Origin of the sequence: Bacillus sp. Je.9.29.b, from assembly GCF_051129925.1 — a bacterium.
Taxonomy (GTDB): domain Bacteria; phylum Bacillota; class Bacilli; order Bacillales; family Bacillaceae; genus Bacillus; species Bacillus safensis.
Window position 1 is genome coordinate 19,551 of the sequence record NZ_JBCPSO010000009.1, and the last position, 17,405, is coordinate 36,955.

Genomic DNA, 17,405 nt, shown 5'->3' on the forward strand with positions numbered 1-17,405 from the left:
ACCTATGACCGCCAATATCATCCAAAATGATAAGTTTATGCACGCGAATGCTGCTTTAATATCTGAATGCGTCCATTGCTGCCATCTACTGTCACAAGGTCACCGGATTGAAGTGTTTCAGTTGCTATTCTAGTACCTAAGACAGCGGGCATCATATACTCTCTTGCGATAATAGCTGAATGAGATAAAATGCCTCCAGCATCGGTGATGACTGCTTTCGCATCTCTAAATAAGCTCGTCCATAAAGGTGTGGTCGTTTTACAAACTAAAATATCATCCTTTTGAAATTGTGAGAATTCGTCAGCACATGTAATGACTTTTACTCTTCCAGAAACAATACCGCTGGATGCGCCAATTCCATGGATCACATCCTGTGTGTTGTTTTCATTTTCTCTTAATGAACCAAGCATTCTTTCTACTTGCTGCAGTTCCGCTTCAGTTGGTGTGCCAATGTAAGCCGGTGGTTGAATGTCTTCATTTTCCTTCATTTCTATCTTTCTTTGCTGGATAACCGAATCAAATGAGATAGACGTTGTGAGCGCTTTTTGTACCTCTTCATCGTAGAGATACCAAAGATCTTCTTGATGAGGAATGGCTCCTTTTTTTGCAAGAAGTTCACCAATTTTTAATAGATATACCCGGGCCTTTGCATCTAACATGGCATCAATATAGAAGTGGTGGTCATCTCGGATATTCGCTGCTTGAAGGGCAAATTGATACAGCGTCTCAAATTTTGTTTTAAACGATTCATCCTTCACTTGACTCATAAAATGTTTATATGTCTCTTGTCTTTTGATCACTGCTTTTGCAAATTCTTCATCAAAATCACAATGGCAATGGATGTTATTTCTGATGATATCTAATATAAACTTCGGGTTTTCTGCCCAAGTCTCATCTGTAAGGTCATGACTTTTAACAGATCGCCAGCCGTAAACTTGGAGAAAATCCTCCAATTTCGAAATGAAATGCCTTCCTTTTTCCGAGTGATTGAGTGCATGTAACAGCTCCGAGTTCTTTTCATGTTGAATAAATGCTTGATGAAGTTCTGGATCTTGAAGGACATCCTTTGCGATATCAGATAGCACCTTGTCTGTTTCAAGAGATTTGTTCATCACGCCTATCATCATTTCGTGCAGCAAGACGACTTGGGTTTGATCACCAGTATACGTGACAAGCATGTCTTCAATGATGGCTGATAGAATGACTTGTGGTATGACGATATCAAAATGATCATCATATGCTTGAATATAAAAATCCTTTAATTCTTCAAAACCAATGATGGCCTTTTCAATGGTCATAGGTTCCTTCATTTGGCGATCGAGTTTTTCGTAAAATGGAAAGAAATTTTTCTCTAAAATCTCATACATCCGTTCACTTAAATGAGGAAATAACTCAAATATACTTTCATCAAAAACGGGTGCAGCTCCTTCTTGCGCTTCTGGCAGATCCGGTGCTGAGTATAGGTGGCCTCTGTAAAGTTTAATATCTTTGATGTTCATATCAGGTACTTGATACTTTTCTCCATTTTTCTTCATCCCGCTTTTTAAGGCTGGTATGATTAGGCTTGAGAAAAGAGGGCTCGTTGGACCAGGCATATGATCATCCATTGAAATCCAGAAATCCTGCAGCTCTTCTGGCTTCATTTGAAAAGAAGCACCTGCTGTTTCATTTACTGCTTTTGGAAGAGCTGTAGTAATCGGCCTTGCTTGAAGTAAATAAAACGACCCATCTGCTATGCCAAATTCGATATCGACTCCATGTCCGTAAAGTTCTTCTACTTGTTTCGTGATTTGTGTGATTTCTTTCAATTGATCATCGTTCAGGCAAAACTGGCCAGCCAATTTCTCCGCCACTGGCTGTTCGATGACACCCTCTTGGAAAGGAACAATTTGCAGCTCTTTCGCCCCAAGTGTTTTTTCAATCAAAAAGTTTTCTTTATCTACAATAAACGTGTCCGGTGTCACAAGACCGGAGACAATTGCTTCTCCCAAGCCGTAGCTTGCGGTCAGCATCATTTCATTTGTTTTCCCCGATACTGGATTCTCACTAAAGATGACACCGGAGACGTCAGAATGGATTAACCCTTGAACAACAACGGCCATGAGCGGCATCTCTTCCTCATTTTCATTCATCTCTTCCTTATATTCTGTGACTCTCGCGGCAAAATAAGAAGACCAGCATTCTTTGACTGCCTGTAAAAACTCTTCATTTGTTTTGATATTTAAATAGGTCTCGTACTGTCCTGCAAATGAGGCACCTTCGAGATCTTCAGCAACAGAAGAGGACCTGACTGCAACAGAGGGGTAAGTCTTCCGCAAGGATTGAAAGGACGAAAGTAGCTCTGCTTCCATTTGTAAAGGAAACGATGCTTCTTTGATTTTTTGAGAAAGGTTTTGTTCTGCTGGCTGCAGATTGTGATATGAAAGAAAGCTTGCAAAGCTGTTGGTTTTGATAATAAATCCATCTGGGACTGGCAGGCCGTGATTGTTTAATTTGATTAAATTCAGGCCTTTTGCCCCTGCGAGTGATGCGGATTCTTCAGCCGCATTAAATAAAACTGAATACATGGGAATGCCCCCTTATCCAAATAGCCAATGGTTTGTATGTCTCTCTATTTTTCAAAATGATAGTGCGCACTATCATTTTAATCATAGGATTGATTGGATGTTATTGTCAAAGACGGAAAGACCTATCTTTACAAAGGGGACAATCTCACTAATTTCCTTCTATTTCTAAAACAAAAGTCTCCGAACATGAAGAAAAAAGGCGAAATTGAAAACTGTGAATTGTTCAATATGCCAATCTTTACTATAATCAAGGAAGTAGACCATGAAGAGGGAGGGTTTTTGTGATTACAAAAGCCATATTTGCACTAGTTTTTCCTTTCCTGCTCGTTATTTTATTTTCAAAGGTTACTTACAATCATTACGTGGGCATTGCGTTAACAGCAGCGCTTTTATTTGCTTCGTACATGAAGGGCTATACAGAAACCTACTTTATTGTGGGATTAGATATTATTTCTTTAGTAGCTGGGGCTTTGTTTATGGCTAAGAAAGAAATCGAAAAAAGAGAAAAAGCTGAAAAAAATCAATGATGTCACCGCCATCAAGAGCATGATGGCTGAAAACTGACATGTTTTAAACAAGAGCTGTGCTTACGATTTCTAGTAAGCGCAGCTTTCTTTTTCTGCTCATCGAATATCTCACTCCAAAATGTTCCATACTGAAAGGAAGGTTTTATTAAGAGGGTTATTTGCCATGGGAGAGAGGGTATGACTGTATTGGAAATAAAAATCAAGTAAGAGCCGAACTTTAGTTCGTATTTTTGTGTTCTTTTATGATAATATATTCATTAGATAGATTTCGTAAACGAAACGGAGGCTTTGATGTGAGTGACCGCTTTGAATTAGTTTCTAACTATCAGCCCCAAGGAGATCAGCCAAAGGCGATTGAAAAGCTTGTTGAGGGGATCCATCAGGGGAAACAGCATCAAACGCTGTTAGGTGCTACAGGTACGGGAAAGACCTTTACTGTCTCCAACCTGATCAAAGAAGTGAACAAACCGACACTTGTCATTGCGCATAATAAGACACTTGCCGGTCAGTTATACAGCGAATTCAAGGAATTTTTCCCGAATAACGCTGTTGAATATTTTGTGAGTTACTATGATTATTATCAGCCAGAGGCATATGTACCTCAGACCGATACATTTATTGAAAAGGATGCCAGCATTAATGATGAGATTGATAAGCTGAGACACTCGGCTACGTCCTCGTTATTTGAGAGAAGAGATGTCATCATCATTGCCAGTGTGTCCTGTATTTATGGCTTAGGTTCGCCAGAGGAATACAGAGAGCTTGTGCTGTCTTTGCGTACTGAAATGGAGATTGAACGCAATCAGCTTCTTCGTAAGCTGGTGGATATTCAGTATTCTCGTAATGATATAGATTTTCAGCGCGGAACCTTCCGAGTCAGAGGAGACGTTGTTGAGATTTTTCCTGCTTCACGAGATGAGCATTGTATCAGAGTGGAGTTTTTCGGTGATGAAATTGAACGTATTCGTGAAGTGGATGCGCTGACTGGAGAAATACTTGGTGATCGTGATCATGTGGCGATTTTCCCAGCATCTCACTTCGTCACAAGAGAAGAAAAAATGGAAAAAGCAATTATAAATATTGAACAAGAGCTAGAAGAACAGCTTGAAAAGCTTCGTGAAAATGGAAAATTGCTTGAAGCGCAGCGCCTTGAGCAGCGGACAAGATATGACCTTGAGATGATGAGAGAGATGGGCTTTTGTTCAGGAATCGAGAACTATTCAAGACATCTGACCTTGCGTCCTCCTGGTTCAACACCGTACACACTGCTTGATTATTTCCCAGATGATTTTATGATTGTTGTCGATGAGTCGCATGTGACGATTCCGCAAATCCGCGCCATGTACAACGGGGACCAAGCTAGAAAGCAAGTGTTGGTTGATCACGGATTCCGCCTGCCATCAGCACTTGATAACAGACCGCTCACCTTTGATGAGTTTGAAAAGCATATCAATCATATTGTGCATGTATCAGCAACGCCTGGTCCATACGAGCTTGAGAAAACACCAGAGGTTGTGGAACAAATTATCCGTCCAACAGGATTACTTGATCCAATCATTGAAGTCCGTCCGATTGAAGGACAAATTGATGACTTAATTGGAGAAATTCATGCACGAGTTGAGAAAAATGAGCGTGTGCTTGTGACCACACTGACGAAGAAAATGTCTGAGGATCTCACAGATTACTTAAAAGAAATCGGAATCAAGGTGAATTACCTGCATTCAGAGATTAAGACCCTTGAGCGGATTGAGATTATCCGTGATCTGCGTCTCGGTAAATATGATGTGCTTGTTGGAATCAACCTTCTTCGTGAAGGACTGGATATTCCAGAAGTGTCGCTCGTGGCCATTTTAGATGCGGATAAAGAAGGCTTTTTGCGCTCTGAAAGATCCCTCATCCAGACGATTGGCCGTGCAGCGAGAAATGCAGAAGGCCGGGTCATTATGTATGCAGACAATATGACGAAATCGATGGACATTGCGATTCAAGAAACGAAGCGAAGACGAGAACAGCAAGAAGCATATAACGAGAAATTCGGGATTACACCGCAAACGATCCATAAGAAAATTCGAGATGTCATTAAGGCAACAAAGATACATGAGGATTCAGAAGAATACGAAACAAAAGCAGCACCAAAGCTGTCGAAAATGAGCAAAAAAGAACGAGAAAAAGTGATCGAAAAAGTCGAGATGGAAATGAAAGATGCAGCAAAAGCGCTTGATTTTGAAAAAGCAGCAGAATTAAGAGATTTATTGCTAGAGCTAAAAGCGGAAGGATGATTGCCTGATGGCTATGGAACGAATAGAGGTGAAAGGTGCTAGAGCCCACAACCTTAAAAATATTGATGTCAATATCCCGCGTGACCAGCTAGTGGTCATTACGGGATTATCTGGTTCAGGAAAATCGTCGCTTGCCTTTGATACGATTTATGCAGAAGGTCAGCGCAGATACGTTGAATCTCTTTCAGCGTATGCACGCCAATTTCTTGGGCAAATGGATAAACCGGATGTAGATGCCATTGAAGGTCTTTCTCCGGCGATTAGTATTGACCAGAAAACGACGAGCCGAAACCCTAGATCAACAGTTGGTACTGTCACTGAAATTTATGATTACTTGCGTCTCTTGTATGCTCGAGTCGGAAAACCTATTTGTCCTATACATGGGATTGAAATTACGTCACAAACGATTGAGCAGATGACAGATCGTATTTTAGAGTATCCTGAAAGAACGAAATTACAAGTGCTTGCTCCAGTTGTATCCGGCCGCAAAGGAACACATGTGAAAGTACTTGATCAAATTCGGAAGCAAGGCTATGTACGAGTGAGAGTCGATGGAGAGATGGAAGATCTTTCAGAAGATATCGAGCTTGAAAAGAACAAGAAGCATTCCATTGAAGTAGTCATTGATCGAATTGTCGTGAAGGAAGGCGTTGCTGCTCGGCTGTCTGACTCTCTTGAAACGGCGCTGCGGCTGGGCGAAGGCCGAGTGATGATTGATGTGATTGGACAAGAAGAGCTGTTATTCAGCGAACATCATGCTTGTCCGCATTGCGGGTTCTCTATTGGTGAACTTGAGCCGAGAATGTTTTCGTTTAATAGTCCTTTTGGTGCCTGCCCGAGCTGTGATGGGCTCGGTTCAAAACTGGAAGTGGACCCTGAGCTTGTCATTCCTAATAAGGATCTGACTTTACGGCAGCATGCCATTGCACCATGGGAGCCGCAAAGCTCGCAATACTATCCGCAGCTTCTTGAGGCTGTTTGTACACATTACGGCATTGACATGGACATTCCAGTGAAAGATATCCCATCGCATTTATTTGATAAAATTTTATATGGAAGCGGATCTGAACGGATTTATTTTAAATATGAAAATGATTTTGGTCAGGTACGTGAAAATGAAATTGAGTTTGAAGGTGTTCTTCGTAATATTGAACGGCGTTATAAGGAAACCAGCTCTGATTATATTCGTGAACAAATGGAAAAATATATGGCCAATCAGCCATGTCCGACATGTAAAGGATATCGTCTGAAAAAAGAAACGCTGGCGGTTCTCATCAATGGCAAGCATATCGGAGAAATCACCGATTTGTCTGTCTCTGATGCCCTTGATTTCTATGAAAAAATTGAGTTGTCTGAGAAAGATTTGCAGATTGCCCAGCTCATTTTACGTGAAATCAAAGAGCGTTTGTCCTTCTTAAATAATGTGGGCTTAGATTATTTGAATTTGAGCCGATCCGCTGGCACACTATCAGGCGGAGAGGCGCAGCGGATTCGCCTGGCAACTCAAATCGGCTCAAGGCTGACAGGTGTTCTTTATATATTAGATGAACCATCCATTGGTCTGCATCAGCGCGATAATGACCGGTTGATCGGGACGTTGAAAAATATGCGTGACATCGGGAACACACTGATTGTCGTGGAGCATGATGAAGATACCATGCTAGCCGCTGATTATTTAATAGATATTGGACCTGGAGCAGGAGTTCATGGAGGAGAAGTGATTTCAGCTGGAACGCCAGAAGAAGTCATGAAGGACCCGAAATCCTTAACAGGACAATATTTATCTGGCGAGAAATTTATTCCGCTGCCAATTGAGAGAAGAAAGCCTGATGGCCGCTATATTGAGATAAAAGGTGCAAAAGAAAACAACTTGAAAAACGTGAATGCGAAGTTTCCTCTGGGCGTCTTTACAGCTGTGACCGGAGTATCCGGCTCAGGAAAAAGTACGCTTGTGAATGAAATTCTATTAAAATCACTTTCACAAAAATTGCACAGAGCGAAGGCGAAGCCAGGGCAGCACAAAGAAATCAAAGGAATGGATCATTTGGATAAGGTCATTGATATTGATCAATCTCCAATTGGCCGTACACCAAGATCCAACCCTGCCACGTATACAGGTGTCTTTGATGATGTGCGGGATGTGTTTGCACAAACCAACGAAGCAAAGGTAAGAGGCTATAAAAAAGGCAGATTCAGCTTTAACGTCAAAGGCGGCCGCTGTGAGGCGTGCCGCGGGGATGGCATCATTAAAATTGAAATGCACTTTTTGCCAGATGTGTATGTGCCTTGTGAAGTGTGTCACGGGAAACGTTATAACCGCGAAACACTCGAGGTCACATATAAAGGGAAAAACATTGCTGATGTGCTTGAAATGACTGTGGAGGACGCACTCCAATTTTTCGAGAATATCCCAAAAATTAAGCGGAAGCTTCAAACGATTTATGATGTGGGGCTTGGATACATTACACTTGGACAGCCTGCAACGACATTGTCCGGAGGAGAGGCGCAGCGCGTGAAATTGGCATCTGAGCTTCACCGCCGTTCAAACGGAAGGTCCCTTTATATTTTGGACGAGCCGACAACAGGACTGCATGTGGATGATATTGCCCGTTTATTAAAGGTGCTTCAGCGTTTGGTTGAAAACGGAGATACGGTGTTGGTCATTGAGCACAACCTTGATATTATCAAGGCTGCTGATTATCTCGTTGATCTCGGACCAGAAGGTGGTGCAGGCGGCGGAACGATCATTGCCTCTGGCACTCCTGAGCACATTGCAAAAGAAGAAGCATCTTACACAGGCCAATACTTGAAGCCTATTTTAGAGCGTGACCGTAAACGCATGAAACAACTGGTTAAAGAAACGGAAAGTGTGACTTCTTCATAAAGAAAACCCCTCGATAAGAGGGGTTTTTCTTTTACTGCACATCTTCCTTCGGCATTAAATTACTGAGGTGCGTTAAATCCTTTAAAATATGGGTGCTGCTGCTGTCGAGCAGTACCTTTAAATAACGGATATCACCATACTTTGGATGAGACGGATGAATGGTCTCAAGCTCCTTGATCATATCGCTGTTCATGCTTTTCTGTTTCTGTATAAGGTCTAAAAGCGTTTGAGCCGTGTGTTTTGAATTATGATGATCTGTCAAAATAATTACCCCCTATAATGATAATCACCATCTTTTCAACATATTTTAAAGGGTAATCTGTGAAGAATCTACTCTTAGGTGCAAAAAGAAATAATTTGTGTCTAAGGTCATATGTAAATCGAATGATTTTGAAACTTTTTATACGCAATAAACGTATGAGTTAGAAAGGGATTTTCGTTATGAAGGAGCGAATATATATGAATAGAGATCAGTCGATTATTGCTTCTATTTGTTATTTTAGTGTATTATTTATGCCGTTTATCGTACCGATCGTGGCGTTTTTTGTAGTAGATCAAAAGGAAACGAAGCGGCACGCATTGCGGGCATTATGGTCACATCTTTTGCCGGTCGCAGCGTGCATTCTGTTGATTTTTGGGTCTATCCCATTTTTATTGACGACACAGGCAGGTGACTCGCTCATTCCAGTCATGACGGTGTTCATCTTGTCTTTTTTAGTAGTCATTGGCTTTTTGATCTCTGTCATTTGGAATATCATTCAAGGGATTAAAGTACTTCAAACCATCAAATCTTAGGAGGGCTTTGTATGAATGAAAAAGAACGAATTTTAAAATTAGTAGAAGACGGAGTATTATCAGCAAAAGAAGCAATTACGCTGCTGGAAAAACTAGAAGAAGGTCAGTCAGTCTCATTAGAAAAGTCTACGGCTGATCACAGCTTTCATGAAGAAAAAGCTGGAGCAGAGAGCAAAGGAAACGGCACCGAAAATCTTGGGGCAAAGCTGTTTGGCTGGTTAGACTCTGCGGTGAAAAAGGTAAAAGACGTGGATCTTGATTTGAACTTTGGACAGTCCGTTGATGTTGAGCATATTTTTCAGTTCAAGGACGCATCGCTTTCCCATTTAGATATTCAATTGGCGAACGGCAGCCTCAACGTGATGCCTTGGGACGATCGAGATATTCGAGCAGAGTGTCATGCGAAAATTTACCGTGCAGAGGATGGAGAGCAGGCAAGACAGCAATTTCTCAATCAATTGGACTGCGGGCTTGAAGGAGATAAATTTTTTATTCGAACCGAAAAGAAGACGATGAAAGTCAATGTTACATTATACGTACCGCGTATCCAATACGATAAGATCAAGGTCAAGCTGTTTAATGGACCGATTCGCGGGGAAAAGCTAAAGACAAAAGAACTTGCCGCAAAAACGACAAATGGTGTTGTCTCTTTTGCTTCGTTACAAGCAGAAAAAGTCGGAATAGAAACAGCAAACGGACAAATCAAACTGGCAGATCACGAGTGTGGTATGATTGAAGTAGAAACCATCAATGGGCTCATAGACCTGCGCGGGAAAAGTGAATCAATTGATGCTCAAAGCTTTAATGGAAATATTGCTGTTCAGCTGTCAGATGAAAAGTGCCGTTCCATCTATGCGAAAACGACAACAGGCAGTGTGGACGTTCAGGTTCCGCGTGCATGTGCAGTGACCGCTGAGCTGAAAAGCAATCTTGGGTCTATCTCTCATGATTTACTTGATGCAGAGATGATTAAAGAAAAAAATGAAACATTACAAAAAGAGAAAATGATCAAAGCCAATCAACAAGCGGTGCACAGTATATCCATTTTTGCAGAAACAAAAACAGGCTCAATACAAGTAAAGCACCAATCAGACAAGGAGTGATTCTACATGAAGAAGCTTTATCGTTCAGCAACAGATAAAAAAATAGCGGGTGTTGTTGGTGGACTTGCGGAATATTTAAGTGTGGATGCATCCCTGCTTCGCATTTTAACCGTCATCATCGGATTTTTGACAGCATTTATGCCGATCTTCCTGATCTACTTCATCTGGTATTTTGTTGTTCCGGAAGAAGGCACTAAATAAATGCTTAGATGGATCGTCAGTATATTAGTAAATGCATTACTTTTAATCGTCATTGCTGGATATTTTGATTCGGGCATTCTGCCTGGGCTCGGGAGCGTGTATATTGAAGGTTTTGGCGCAGCCATTGTGGCAAGTATCATTTTGTCCTTGCTCAATATTTTAGTGAAGCCGTTTTTGATCATTTTAACGCTTCCAGTGACCGTTCTTTCACTAGGATTGTTCTTATTTGTCATCAATGCGATTACACTCATGATGACATCGAGCTTTATGGGAGATAGCTTTAACATTGATGGATTCGGAACGGCCATTTGGATGGCTGTCATTTTATCCATTTTCCATCTGTTGATACAAAAAGGAATTGTAGAGCCGTTAGCGAAAAAAAGCTAACGGTTTTTTTGTGCAAATTTTCATCGTTTCTCCGTTCCATCTGACATAAAAACGACCTTCAGGAGACACAATATCCGAAGGGAGGCGGTGCAAGATGGTGAACGTGAGCAGACAAATCATGCTTTTATTTGTTTTTATCATTCTTTTTTGTTTCAGTCAGCCTGCTTCAGCAGGACCTTTTCTTCAAACAGAAGTGAATGTACCGGACAAGCCTTTTTCGCCTTTTATCTTTGACCAATTTCATGTGGACGTCCGCCCGGTTCTAGGAAAAAGCCATGATCTACAGTTTCGTGCGTCCATTAGTGACCAAGAACAGATTTTGTCTGCGAACTTGTATTATAAACAAAGTGATGAACTGGGGTACCGCTTGATTCCAATGGAACGGCTGCCAGGGATGAAGCCAGAATTTACAGCGAAAATTCCGCCAGATCAATTATGGAATCCAACCGTTCGTTACTATACAGAGTTCCTTACGCAAAAATCAGTCATCAAAACGGCAGAGAAATCGGTTCATTTAAATGGATTTGAAGAAGATCTTTCACATATTCCGGACTTATTCATCACAGAAATTGTCGTCAATTCAAAAAACCGAAAAGGCAAAGATGCTTTTGAGTTTATCGAAGTGTATAACACGACACATGCGCCTATCTCTCTTAAACATTATCAGCTCCGCTACCGCAATCCTGCACAGGGCATTGAAATGGATGATGTATATTCCTTTCACACAAATCCAGTCATCATTTCACCTGGAAAACCTTATGTATTCTGGCTGAGAAAAAAAGGGCAGGAGCATTTAACGACAGCGGACTTTAATGCCATGTACAAAAGCCAATTAAAAGAGGGCGAGCATCTATCCATTATCGAGAGTAAAGGGCTGTCCAACTCTAAATCTCGTCTTGTTTCGATCACAACAAATATAGGTGAAGAGATTTCTTCTGCTGCATTTCGTTTGAAGCCATCATGGTTTAGCGAGCATAAATCCTTGCTGTTTAAGTATCCAATGGATGGTACGACGCAGACGAAGCTGATTTCGAAAATTGAGGAAGAACCCACTCCAGGTAAAGTGCTAAAAGCACAAATTCCATCTGAAAAAAAGGAAATTTCTCAAGATATCCATAAACCTGTGATTGAAGATATGACGGTAAGAAAACCGGTGAAACCAACTGAAAGTGTAGAGATTAAAGCAGATGTCCAAGATGATCAGGCCGTAAAAACCGTCAAGCTGCGCTATCGAACGAATCGAAAAGATCCGTTTAAGGAAATACTGCTGCAAAAAGACCATAATGACCGGTTATTTCATCATATTATTTATTCACCTGAGTTGATTGGGAAAGAACAATTGGAATATCAGCTTGAAGCGTCAGACGGCGAAAATGAAGCCAAGACGTTGAAAAAAACGATTGATGTGGAGCAGGTCAGCAAAGCCCACGGTCTACGATTCAATGTAGAAGAGGGAGATACGGTATCAGGTTTATTTTCATTAAAGGCAACGTCTGATCAGAAAAAAAGCATCGAATTGCGGATAGATGGAAAACGGAATCAGCAAGTATCCTCTGCCCTTGAAGCAGATCCATATATCGCATTTGATGTCAAAGGAACAAATTTATATTTTAAAAATGGTGTGTCTATAGGTAGGCGTTTACTTTCTATTTTTGATGATTCGACAAAAGTGTACCGTACCTATACAATGCCAATACCCGAAGAAGAGATAAAAAAGGCAGGTCTCCAAACGATCTCTTTCCACGCTGGCACAAAGTCTTCTCCGATGGACCGGCTGCCTGGAGAGAATCATGATGATTTTGAATTGAAAAACGTCAGGATGATCTTATCAAATGGAACACAAATTCCGCCAATCAATGCGAAGCCGCTAAAAGAATGGAGAATGGGAGACAGCGGGAACGCAAAAAAGGTGAGAACGTTTCAATTTGAGATTCCAAAAGAGGCGTATGTCTCAACCTATATAAAGTGGGACACAAAAAGGCTGAAAGAAGGGCCGCACCTGATTGAGGCCAAAACCTCAGACGAGCACGCTTCAGTACGTGTAAAAGTTGATAACACTGGGCCGAGAATTAAGACCAACGTACAAGCAAAGGATCAATATAAAGGCGCCTTTACATTAAAAGCAAAAGTAACGGATCGCTGGAGTGACATAGAGGAGTTGAAGGCATATGTAGATGGCAAACCAGTTTCTTTGCCATATCAGACGTCCTCTAGTGAATTAAAGCCTGGGAAGCACACGTTTACGATCAAAGCAAAAGACGCAGCTGGTAACATGTCGACGTTAAAAAAAGAGTTCAAGACGGTACATGAGCATCCTGAAACACCAGAGCGGGTGGCAGATAAGACAAAAATGAAATCATCAAAACAAACTGTGCTAACCAAGGATCCAACGAATGATAAGTTAGATTACTCTTTTTATCGTGCCTATCAATATACATCGCTGCATCCTTCAATGAAGATTTTTAAGTATGCAGCAGAGACAGAACCGCCTAAGAGTTATCTCCAAAAAGGAGAAATGATTTTTTCTGATCAAGAAAGGAACCGTATTGCATTTGTTGATGGGAAGTCAGTTGAAACGAAAGATTTACAGCGTTTTCCTTATCATCGTTTTCAAATTAAGGTTCATCATGATGTACGTGAAAAGGATGTCGTCGAAGCTGTATGGAAAGGGAGTTCATTGTCAGGGAGAAAGGTGACAATGTACGCGTGGAATCACCAGCAGGAAAAGTGGGATAAAATCACTCATCACTTTGCCAAGGATCAAAAGGAATTTTACCTGAAAGGGCTGCTGTCAGTGAGACAGTACATGAAGAATCAAACGTTTGATTTGCTAGTACAGGATGAAATCAGCAAATCGCAAAAGCCATATAAGATGGTATGGATGTCTGACACTCAATATTATGCAAAGAGCTACCCTCATATCTTTAAACAAATGGTCGAATGGATCAGAGATCAAAGGGAAAAATTAAACATTCAATATGTGTTCCATACAGGCGATATTGTGGATGATTCAAAGGATAAGCAATGGCACCGTGCTGATACATTTATGCGTGTATTGGATCAGAATCACATTCCCTATGGTGTTTTAGCAGGAAATCATGATGTTAGACACAAGGACGGTTTATATGCGGAATACGGGAAATATTTCGGGGAAAAACGCTTTGCTGATAAGCCTTACTATGGTGAATCCTATCGAAACAATAAAGGTCATTATGATCTCATCTCTGCCGGCGGCAATGATTATATGATGGTGTACATGGGCTGGGGGATTAAGCAAGATGAAATTGATTGGTTAAACCGTGTAATTTCTGAGCATCCAGATCGTATCGTCATTTTAAATTTCCATGAGTATTTGTTAGTGAGCGGCAACCGGAGCCCGATTGGCGACCTCATCTTCCACCAAGTGGTGAAACGCCATCCTAATATTGTGGCCGTATTTAGCGGCCATTACCATGGAGCAAGCAGGAAAGTAGATGAGCTTGATGATGACCATGATGGAAAAGTCGACAGGAAAGTATATCAAATACTCGCCGATTATCAGTCAGGACCTGAAGGTGGTCAAGGGTTTATGAGGGTCATAACAGCCGATCAAGAAAAAAATCAACTTCATTTTACGACATACTCTCCTTACTTGAATCAAGAGCATTTTTATGATCCTAAAACGTATGGAGATCAGGATGAATTTTCAATCGATGTAGATTTGACACCGAAAATGAAATCTGTCAAAACCAATTATTTTGAACTCAATGTGTATACGAATGTTCTTCTAGGAGAAGCGCGCGGCGTAAAAAGCGGCAAAAAAGCAAGCTTTGAGTGGAAGGGCTTAAAGCCAAATGAAGATTATTATTGGTACACTGTAGCAAAAGATCGTTTTCAAGGAAAAGCTATTTCACCAATATGGAAAATTCATACAAAAAATGATGACGAAATAAAATTTCTTAGGAAATAAAAAAACAGTGCTCCGTTTCAGGGGCACTGTTTATCTTTCCATTGTATGAATGAGCTTGTAACGATCCCCTCTATAAACGGAAACAACATACTCAAATGGAATGTCTTGTTGAAAAAAAGTTGTTCTTGTTATGGACAGCACAGGGTCTCCTGCTGAAATAGACAGCAAGTGTGCTTCTTCCTTTGAGGCAACATTGGCTTCAAGCTCCTGTTTGGCATGAGCAATGACATGGCCAGTGTGAGTTTCTATATATTCATATAAAGAGCCAGTTAAATGTTCCTTTGTTAAATCTCCTGCAAATCTTTCAGGTATATAGCTCGTTTCAATCGCCATCGGTTCATCATTTGCAAGGCGTATGCGTTTTAGTTCAAATACAGCATCACTATTAGACAGCTGTAAGACTGGCAGCAAGTGCTCTGGACATGCGGTTTTTTTAAAGTCAATCAGCTGGCTTGATGCTTTGAGCCCTCGCTGGCGCATATCCTCTGAAAAGCTTGTTAAGCCTTGAAGCGGCTGTTCAAATTTTTTTCGGCTAACAAAGGTGCCTTTTCCTTTTTGTCGATACAAATATCCTTCGTTCACAAGATTCGATAAGGCTTGTCTGACAGTCATTCGACTAATACCAAAGCGTTCGGCATATTCTCTTTCAGAAGGAATGAGTGTATCAGGTGCTAATGTTCCATCCTCAATCTGCTTTTTCAAGTTCTCCATAATCTGATGGTACATCGGAATAGGTGACTGCTTATCAATAAACATGTGAAAATCCTCTCGTTTTTAGCGTAGTGATCCAGCTTCTCGATCAATCAAAACCGTTACATCTTTATGAAGTTTCAGTGCAGACGCTGGGAAGTCCGGATGAATCTCTGCCTGTTCTAAATATTGTATCACTTTCGCTTTTGATTTTCCCGAAGCAAGAAGGAGAATCTTTTTACTTGAAAGAATGCTCGCGATTCCCATTGTGATGGCATGTGTAGGTACCTCATCAATAGAAGAAAAGTATCTTGCGTTAGCCTGTCTCGTGTTTTCATCTAACTGCACGACATGAGTCTTTGAGTTGAAAGGGGTACCTGGTTCGTTAAAACCGATATGCCCATTTTGACCGATTCCAAGGAGCTGAAGATCGATGCCGCCTACATCCTCAATGAGCTGGTCATATCTTAAGCATTCCTTTTCTAAATGAGCTGCATTGCCATTTGGAAGAAAATATTGATCGTGAGGGAGATCAATATGGTCAAATAAATGACGTTTCATGTAGGTCATATAACTATTTTCGTGTTCTGGATTGAGTCCTGCATATTCATCTAAATTGATTGTTTTTGTTTGCTTGAAAGACAGTTGATTCGCTTGATGAAGTTGAATTAACTCTTTGTAAGTTTCAATAGGTGTACCGCCCGTTGCTAGGCCGAGTACGGCATCGGGTTTAGCAGCTATTGTCCTTGAAATAACGGCAGCTGCTTCTTTTCCTAATTGATCTTTGCTTTCAAATTCGATGATGTTCATTAGTGGTTGGCCTCCTTTTTTTCAAAGACGATTTGTCCACGGCAGATCGTCATCATCAGTTCACCAGATTCATCCCATATCACCAAATCTGCTAGTTTTCCAACTTCGATGGAACCGAGCTGTTGATCAAGTTCCAGTTGAGCGGCTGCATTGGTTGAGGTCATCTTCGCAATCTCTGTCCACTCACAATTTGTGAGCTGTTTTATCCTTTTGACGCCGTCTTTCATTCGCAAAATCGATCCCGCAAGTGTACCATCGTCCAGCAATGCTTTTTCGCCGCTGACTGTGACCGTCTGACCGCCAAATTCGTATGTTCCATTCCCAAGCCCTTTTGCACGCATCGAGTCTGTGATCATGATTAAACGATCACTTCCTTTTGCCAAATACGCAAGCTTGATGGAAAGAGGATGAGAGTGAATCCCATCTGTGATCAGCTCAGTATGAAGATTCTCGTTCGTAAGAGCAGCACCTACAGCGTTCGGTTCACGGTGCTGAAACGAACTTATTGCGTTATAAAGGTGCGTTACATGGCGTGCACCATGCTTAGCTGCTAAATTGATCATGTCATGATGGGCATTCGTATGTCCAATAGAAGGGATGATGTTCTTTTCCTGTAATAGAGAAAGAAATGCAAAATCTCTGTCTTCCTCAGGCGCAAACGTGACAATTCGAATGAGTTGATCAGAAGCATCCAGCCATTTTTTAAAAAGCGGGATGTCCGGCTGTTTAATCCATTGAACAGGCTGTGCCCCTGCCTTATCTTTAGAAATAAATGGACCTTCTAGGTGGATTCCTATACATTGTGCCTGACTTCCTGCTTGTTCTTCATTACTTTGTTTCCACTGAGCGACATTTTTAAGTGCCCGCTCAATCTCATGATGGTTTTGTGTGATGGTTGTCGCTAAAAAACTTGTCGTTCCTTCGGACGGAAGGTTGTCAGCGAGTGTATTCATTGCTTCTGCTGTCGCATCCATCATGTCTGCACCATATCCGCCATGGATGTGAATATCAATCATTCCAGGGAGTAAATAAAAGTTTTCCCGGGAAATATATACTTTTTCATAATTTCCTGTCGGTGGTGATGTTGAAATATAGTCAATCTTGCCATCGCGTAAACCGACAAAACCGTTTTCAATGATCTTTGTCTTTGTCACAATATGAATATTGGAGAGCAATAAAGAACCGCTCATGTTTGAGCCCCCTTATTCGTTAT

13 protein-coding genes are annotated in these 17,405 nt (G+C 41.2%); 8 read left to right on the plus strand and 5 right to left on the minus strand.

What is annotated here, in order from left to right; translation table 11 throughout:
• Nucleotides 1-35 precede the first annotated feature (35 nt).
• Nucleotides 36-2,567, minus strand: a complete 2,532-nt coding sequence (locus AAZR19_RS16980; RefSeq protein ID WP_434703807.1) for a PEP/pyruvate-binding domain-containing protein — start codon at nucleotides 2,565-2,567, stop codon at nucleotides 36-38.
• A 281-nt stretch (nucleotides 2,568-2,848) separates the two neighbouring features.
• Here AAZR19_RS16980 and AAZR19_RS16985 point away from each other — a divergent pair, with 281 nt between their 5' ends.
• The 3 genes from AAZR19_RS16985 (at nucleotide 2,849) to uvrA (ending at nucleotide 8,257) form a co-directional block, all read left to right on the plus strand.
• Nucleotides 2,849-3,094: a CsbA family protein gene (locus AAZR19_RS16985; protein WP_034281059.1), complete on the plus strand. Its 246-nt coding sequence runs from the start codon at nucleotides 2,849-2,851 to the stop codon at nucleotides 3,092-3,094.
• Between the two features lie 293 nt (nucleotides 3,095-3,387).
• Nucleotides 3,388-5,373 carry an excinuclease ABC subunit UvrB gene (gene uvrB / locus AAZR19_RS16990; RefSeq protein ID WP_024423583.1) on the plus strand — a complete coding sequence of 662 codons (1,986 nt, stop codon included), beginning with the start codon at nucleotides 3,388-3,390 and terminating at the stop codon, nucleotides 5,371-5,373.
• 7 nt (nucleotides 5,374-5,380) lie between these two features.
• The gene (uvrA, locus tag AAZR19_RS16995) at nucleotides 5,381-8,257 is read left to right on the plus strand and encodes an excinuclease ABC subunit UvrA (RefSeq protein ID WP_034623782.1); all 2,877 of its coding nucleotides are present in this window, start codon (nucleotides 5,381-5,383) and stop codon (nucleotides 8,255-8,257) included.
• A gap of 31 nt (nucleotides 8,258-8,288) precedes the next feature.
• Here uvrA and AAZR19_RS17000 read toward each other — a convergent pair whose 3' ends face one another.
• Nucleotides 8,289-8,519 (minus strand): hypothetical protein, encoded by a 231-nt coding sequence (locus AAZR19_RS17000; protein WP_024427654.1) that lies wholly within the window; start codon nucleotides 8,517-8,519, stop codon nucleotides 8,289-8,291.
• 197 nt (nucleotides 8,520-8,716) lie between these two features.
• On the opposite strand from AAZR19_RS17000, the gene AAZR19_RS17005 reads away from it, so the two are divergent.
• The 5 genes from AAZR19_RS17005 (at nucleotide 8,717) to AAZR19_RS17025 (ending at nucleotide 14,692) form a co-directional block, all read left to right on the plus strand.
• The gene (locus AAZR19_RS17005; RefSeq protein WP_087976098.1) at nucleotides 8,717-9,052 is read left to right on the plus strand and encodes a hypothetical protein; all 336 of its coding nucleotides are present in this window, start codon (nucleotides 8,717-8,719) and stop codon (nucleotides 9,050-9,052) included.
• A gap of 11 nt (nucleotides 9,053-9,063) precedes the next feature.
• Nucleotides 9,064-10,155 (plus strand): DUF4097 family beta strand repeat-containing protein, encoded by a 1,092-nt coding sequence (locus AAZR19_RS17010; RefSeq protein ID WP_041107952.1) that lies wholly within the window; start codon nucleotides 9,064-9,066, stop codon nucleotides 10,153-10,155.
• Between the two features lie 6 nt (nucleotides 10,156-10,161).
• Complete coding sequence (locus tag AAZR19_RS17015) at nucleotides 10,162-10,356, plus strand: PspC domain-containing protein (protein ID WP_024423578.1); 195 nt, start codon at nucleotides 10,162-10,164, stop codon at nucleotides 10,354-10,356.
• Complete coding sequence (locus AAZR19_RS17020) at nucleotides 10,357-10,743, plus strand: phage holin family protein (protein WP_024423577.1); 387 nt, start codon at nucleotides 10,357-10,359, stop codon at nucleotides 10,741-10,743.
• Nucleotides 10,744-10,837: 94 nt separating this feature from the next.
• On the plus strand, nucleotides 10,838-14,692 hold the full coding sequence (locus AAZR19_RS17025; RefSeq protein WP_163115063.1) for a metallophosphoesterase: 3,855 nt from the start codon (nucleotides 10,838-10,840) through the stop codon (nucleotides 14,690-14,692).
• Between the two features lie 30 nt (nucleotides 14,693-14,722).
• Here AAZR19_RS17025 and AAZR19_RS17030 read toward each other — a convergent pair whose 3' ends face one another.
• The 3 genes from AAZR19_RS17030 to nagA are packed head-to-tail and all read right to left on the minus strand — an operon-like array spanning nucleotide 14,723 to nucleotide 17,382.
• Nucleotides 14,723-15,448 carry a GntR family transcriptional regulator gene (locus AAZR19_RS17030; RefSeq protein WP_087976100.1) on the minus strand — a complete coding sequence of 242 codons (726 nt, stop codon included), beginning with the start codon at nucleotides 15,446-15,448 and terminating at the stop codon, nucleotides 14,723-14,725.
• Nucleotides 15,449-15,466: 18 nt separating this feature from the next.
• A complete protein-coding gene (nagB, locus tag AAZR19_RS17035) occupies nucleotides 15,467-16,192 on the minus strand; it encodes a glucosamine-6-phosphate deaminase (RefSeq protein WP_087976101.1) in 726 nt (241 codons plus the stop codon).
• Nucleotides 16,192-17,382: an N-acetylglucosamine-6-phosphate deacetylase gene (gene nagA, locus AAZR19_RS17040; RefSeq protein WP_076840125.1), complete on the minus strand. Its 1,191-nt coding sequence runs from the start codon at nucleotides 17,380-17,382 to the stop codon at nucleotides 16,192-16,194. The genes nagB and nagA overlap by 1 nt, the downstream gene beginning before the upstream one ends.
• Between the last annotated feature and the right edge of the window lie 23 nt (nucleotides 17,383-17,405).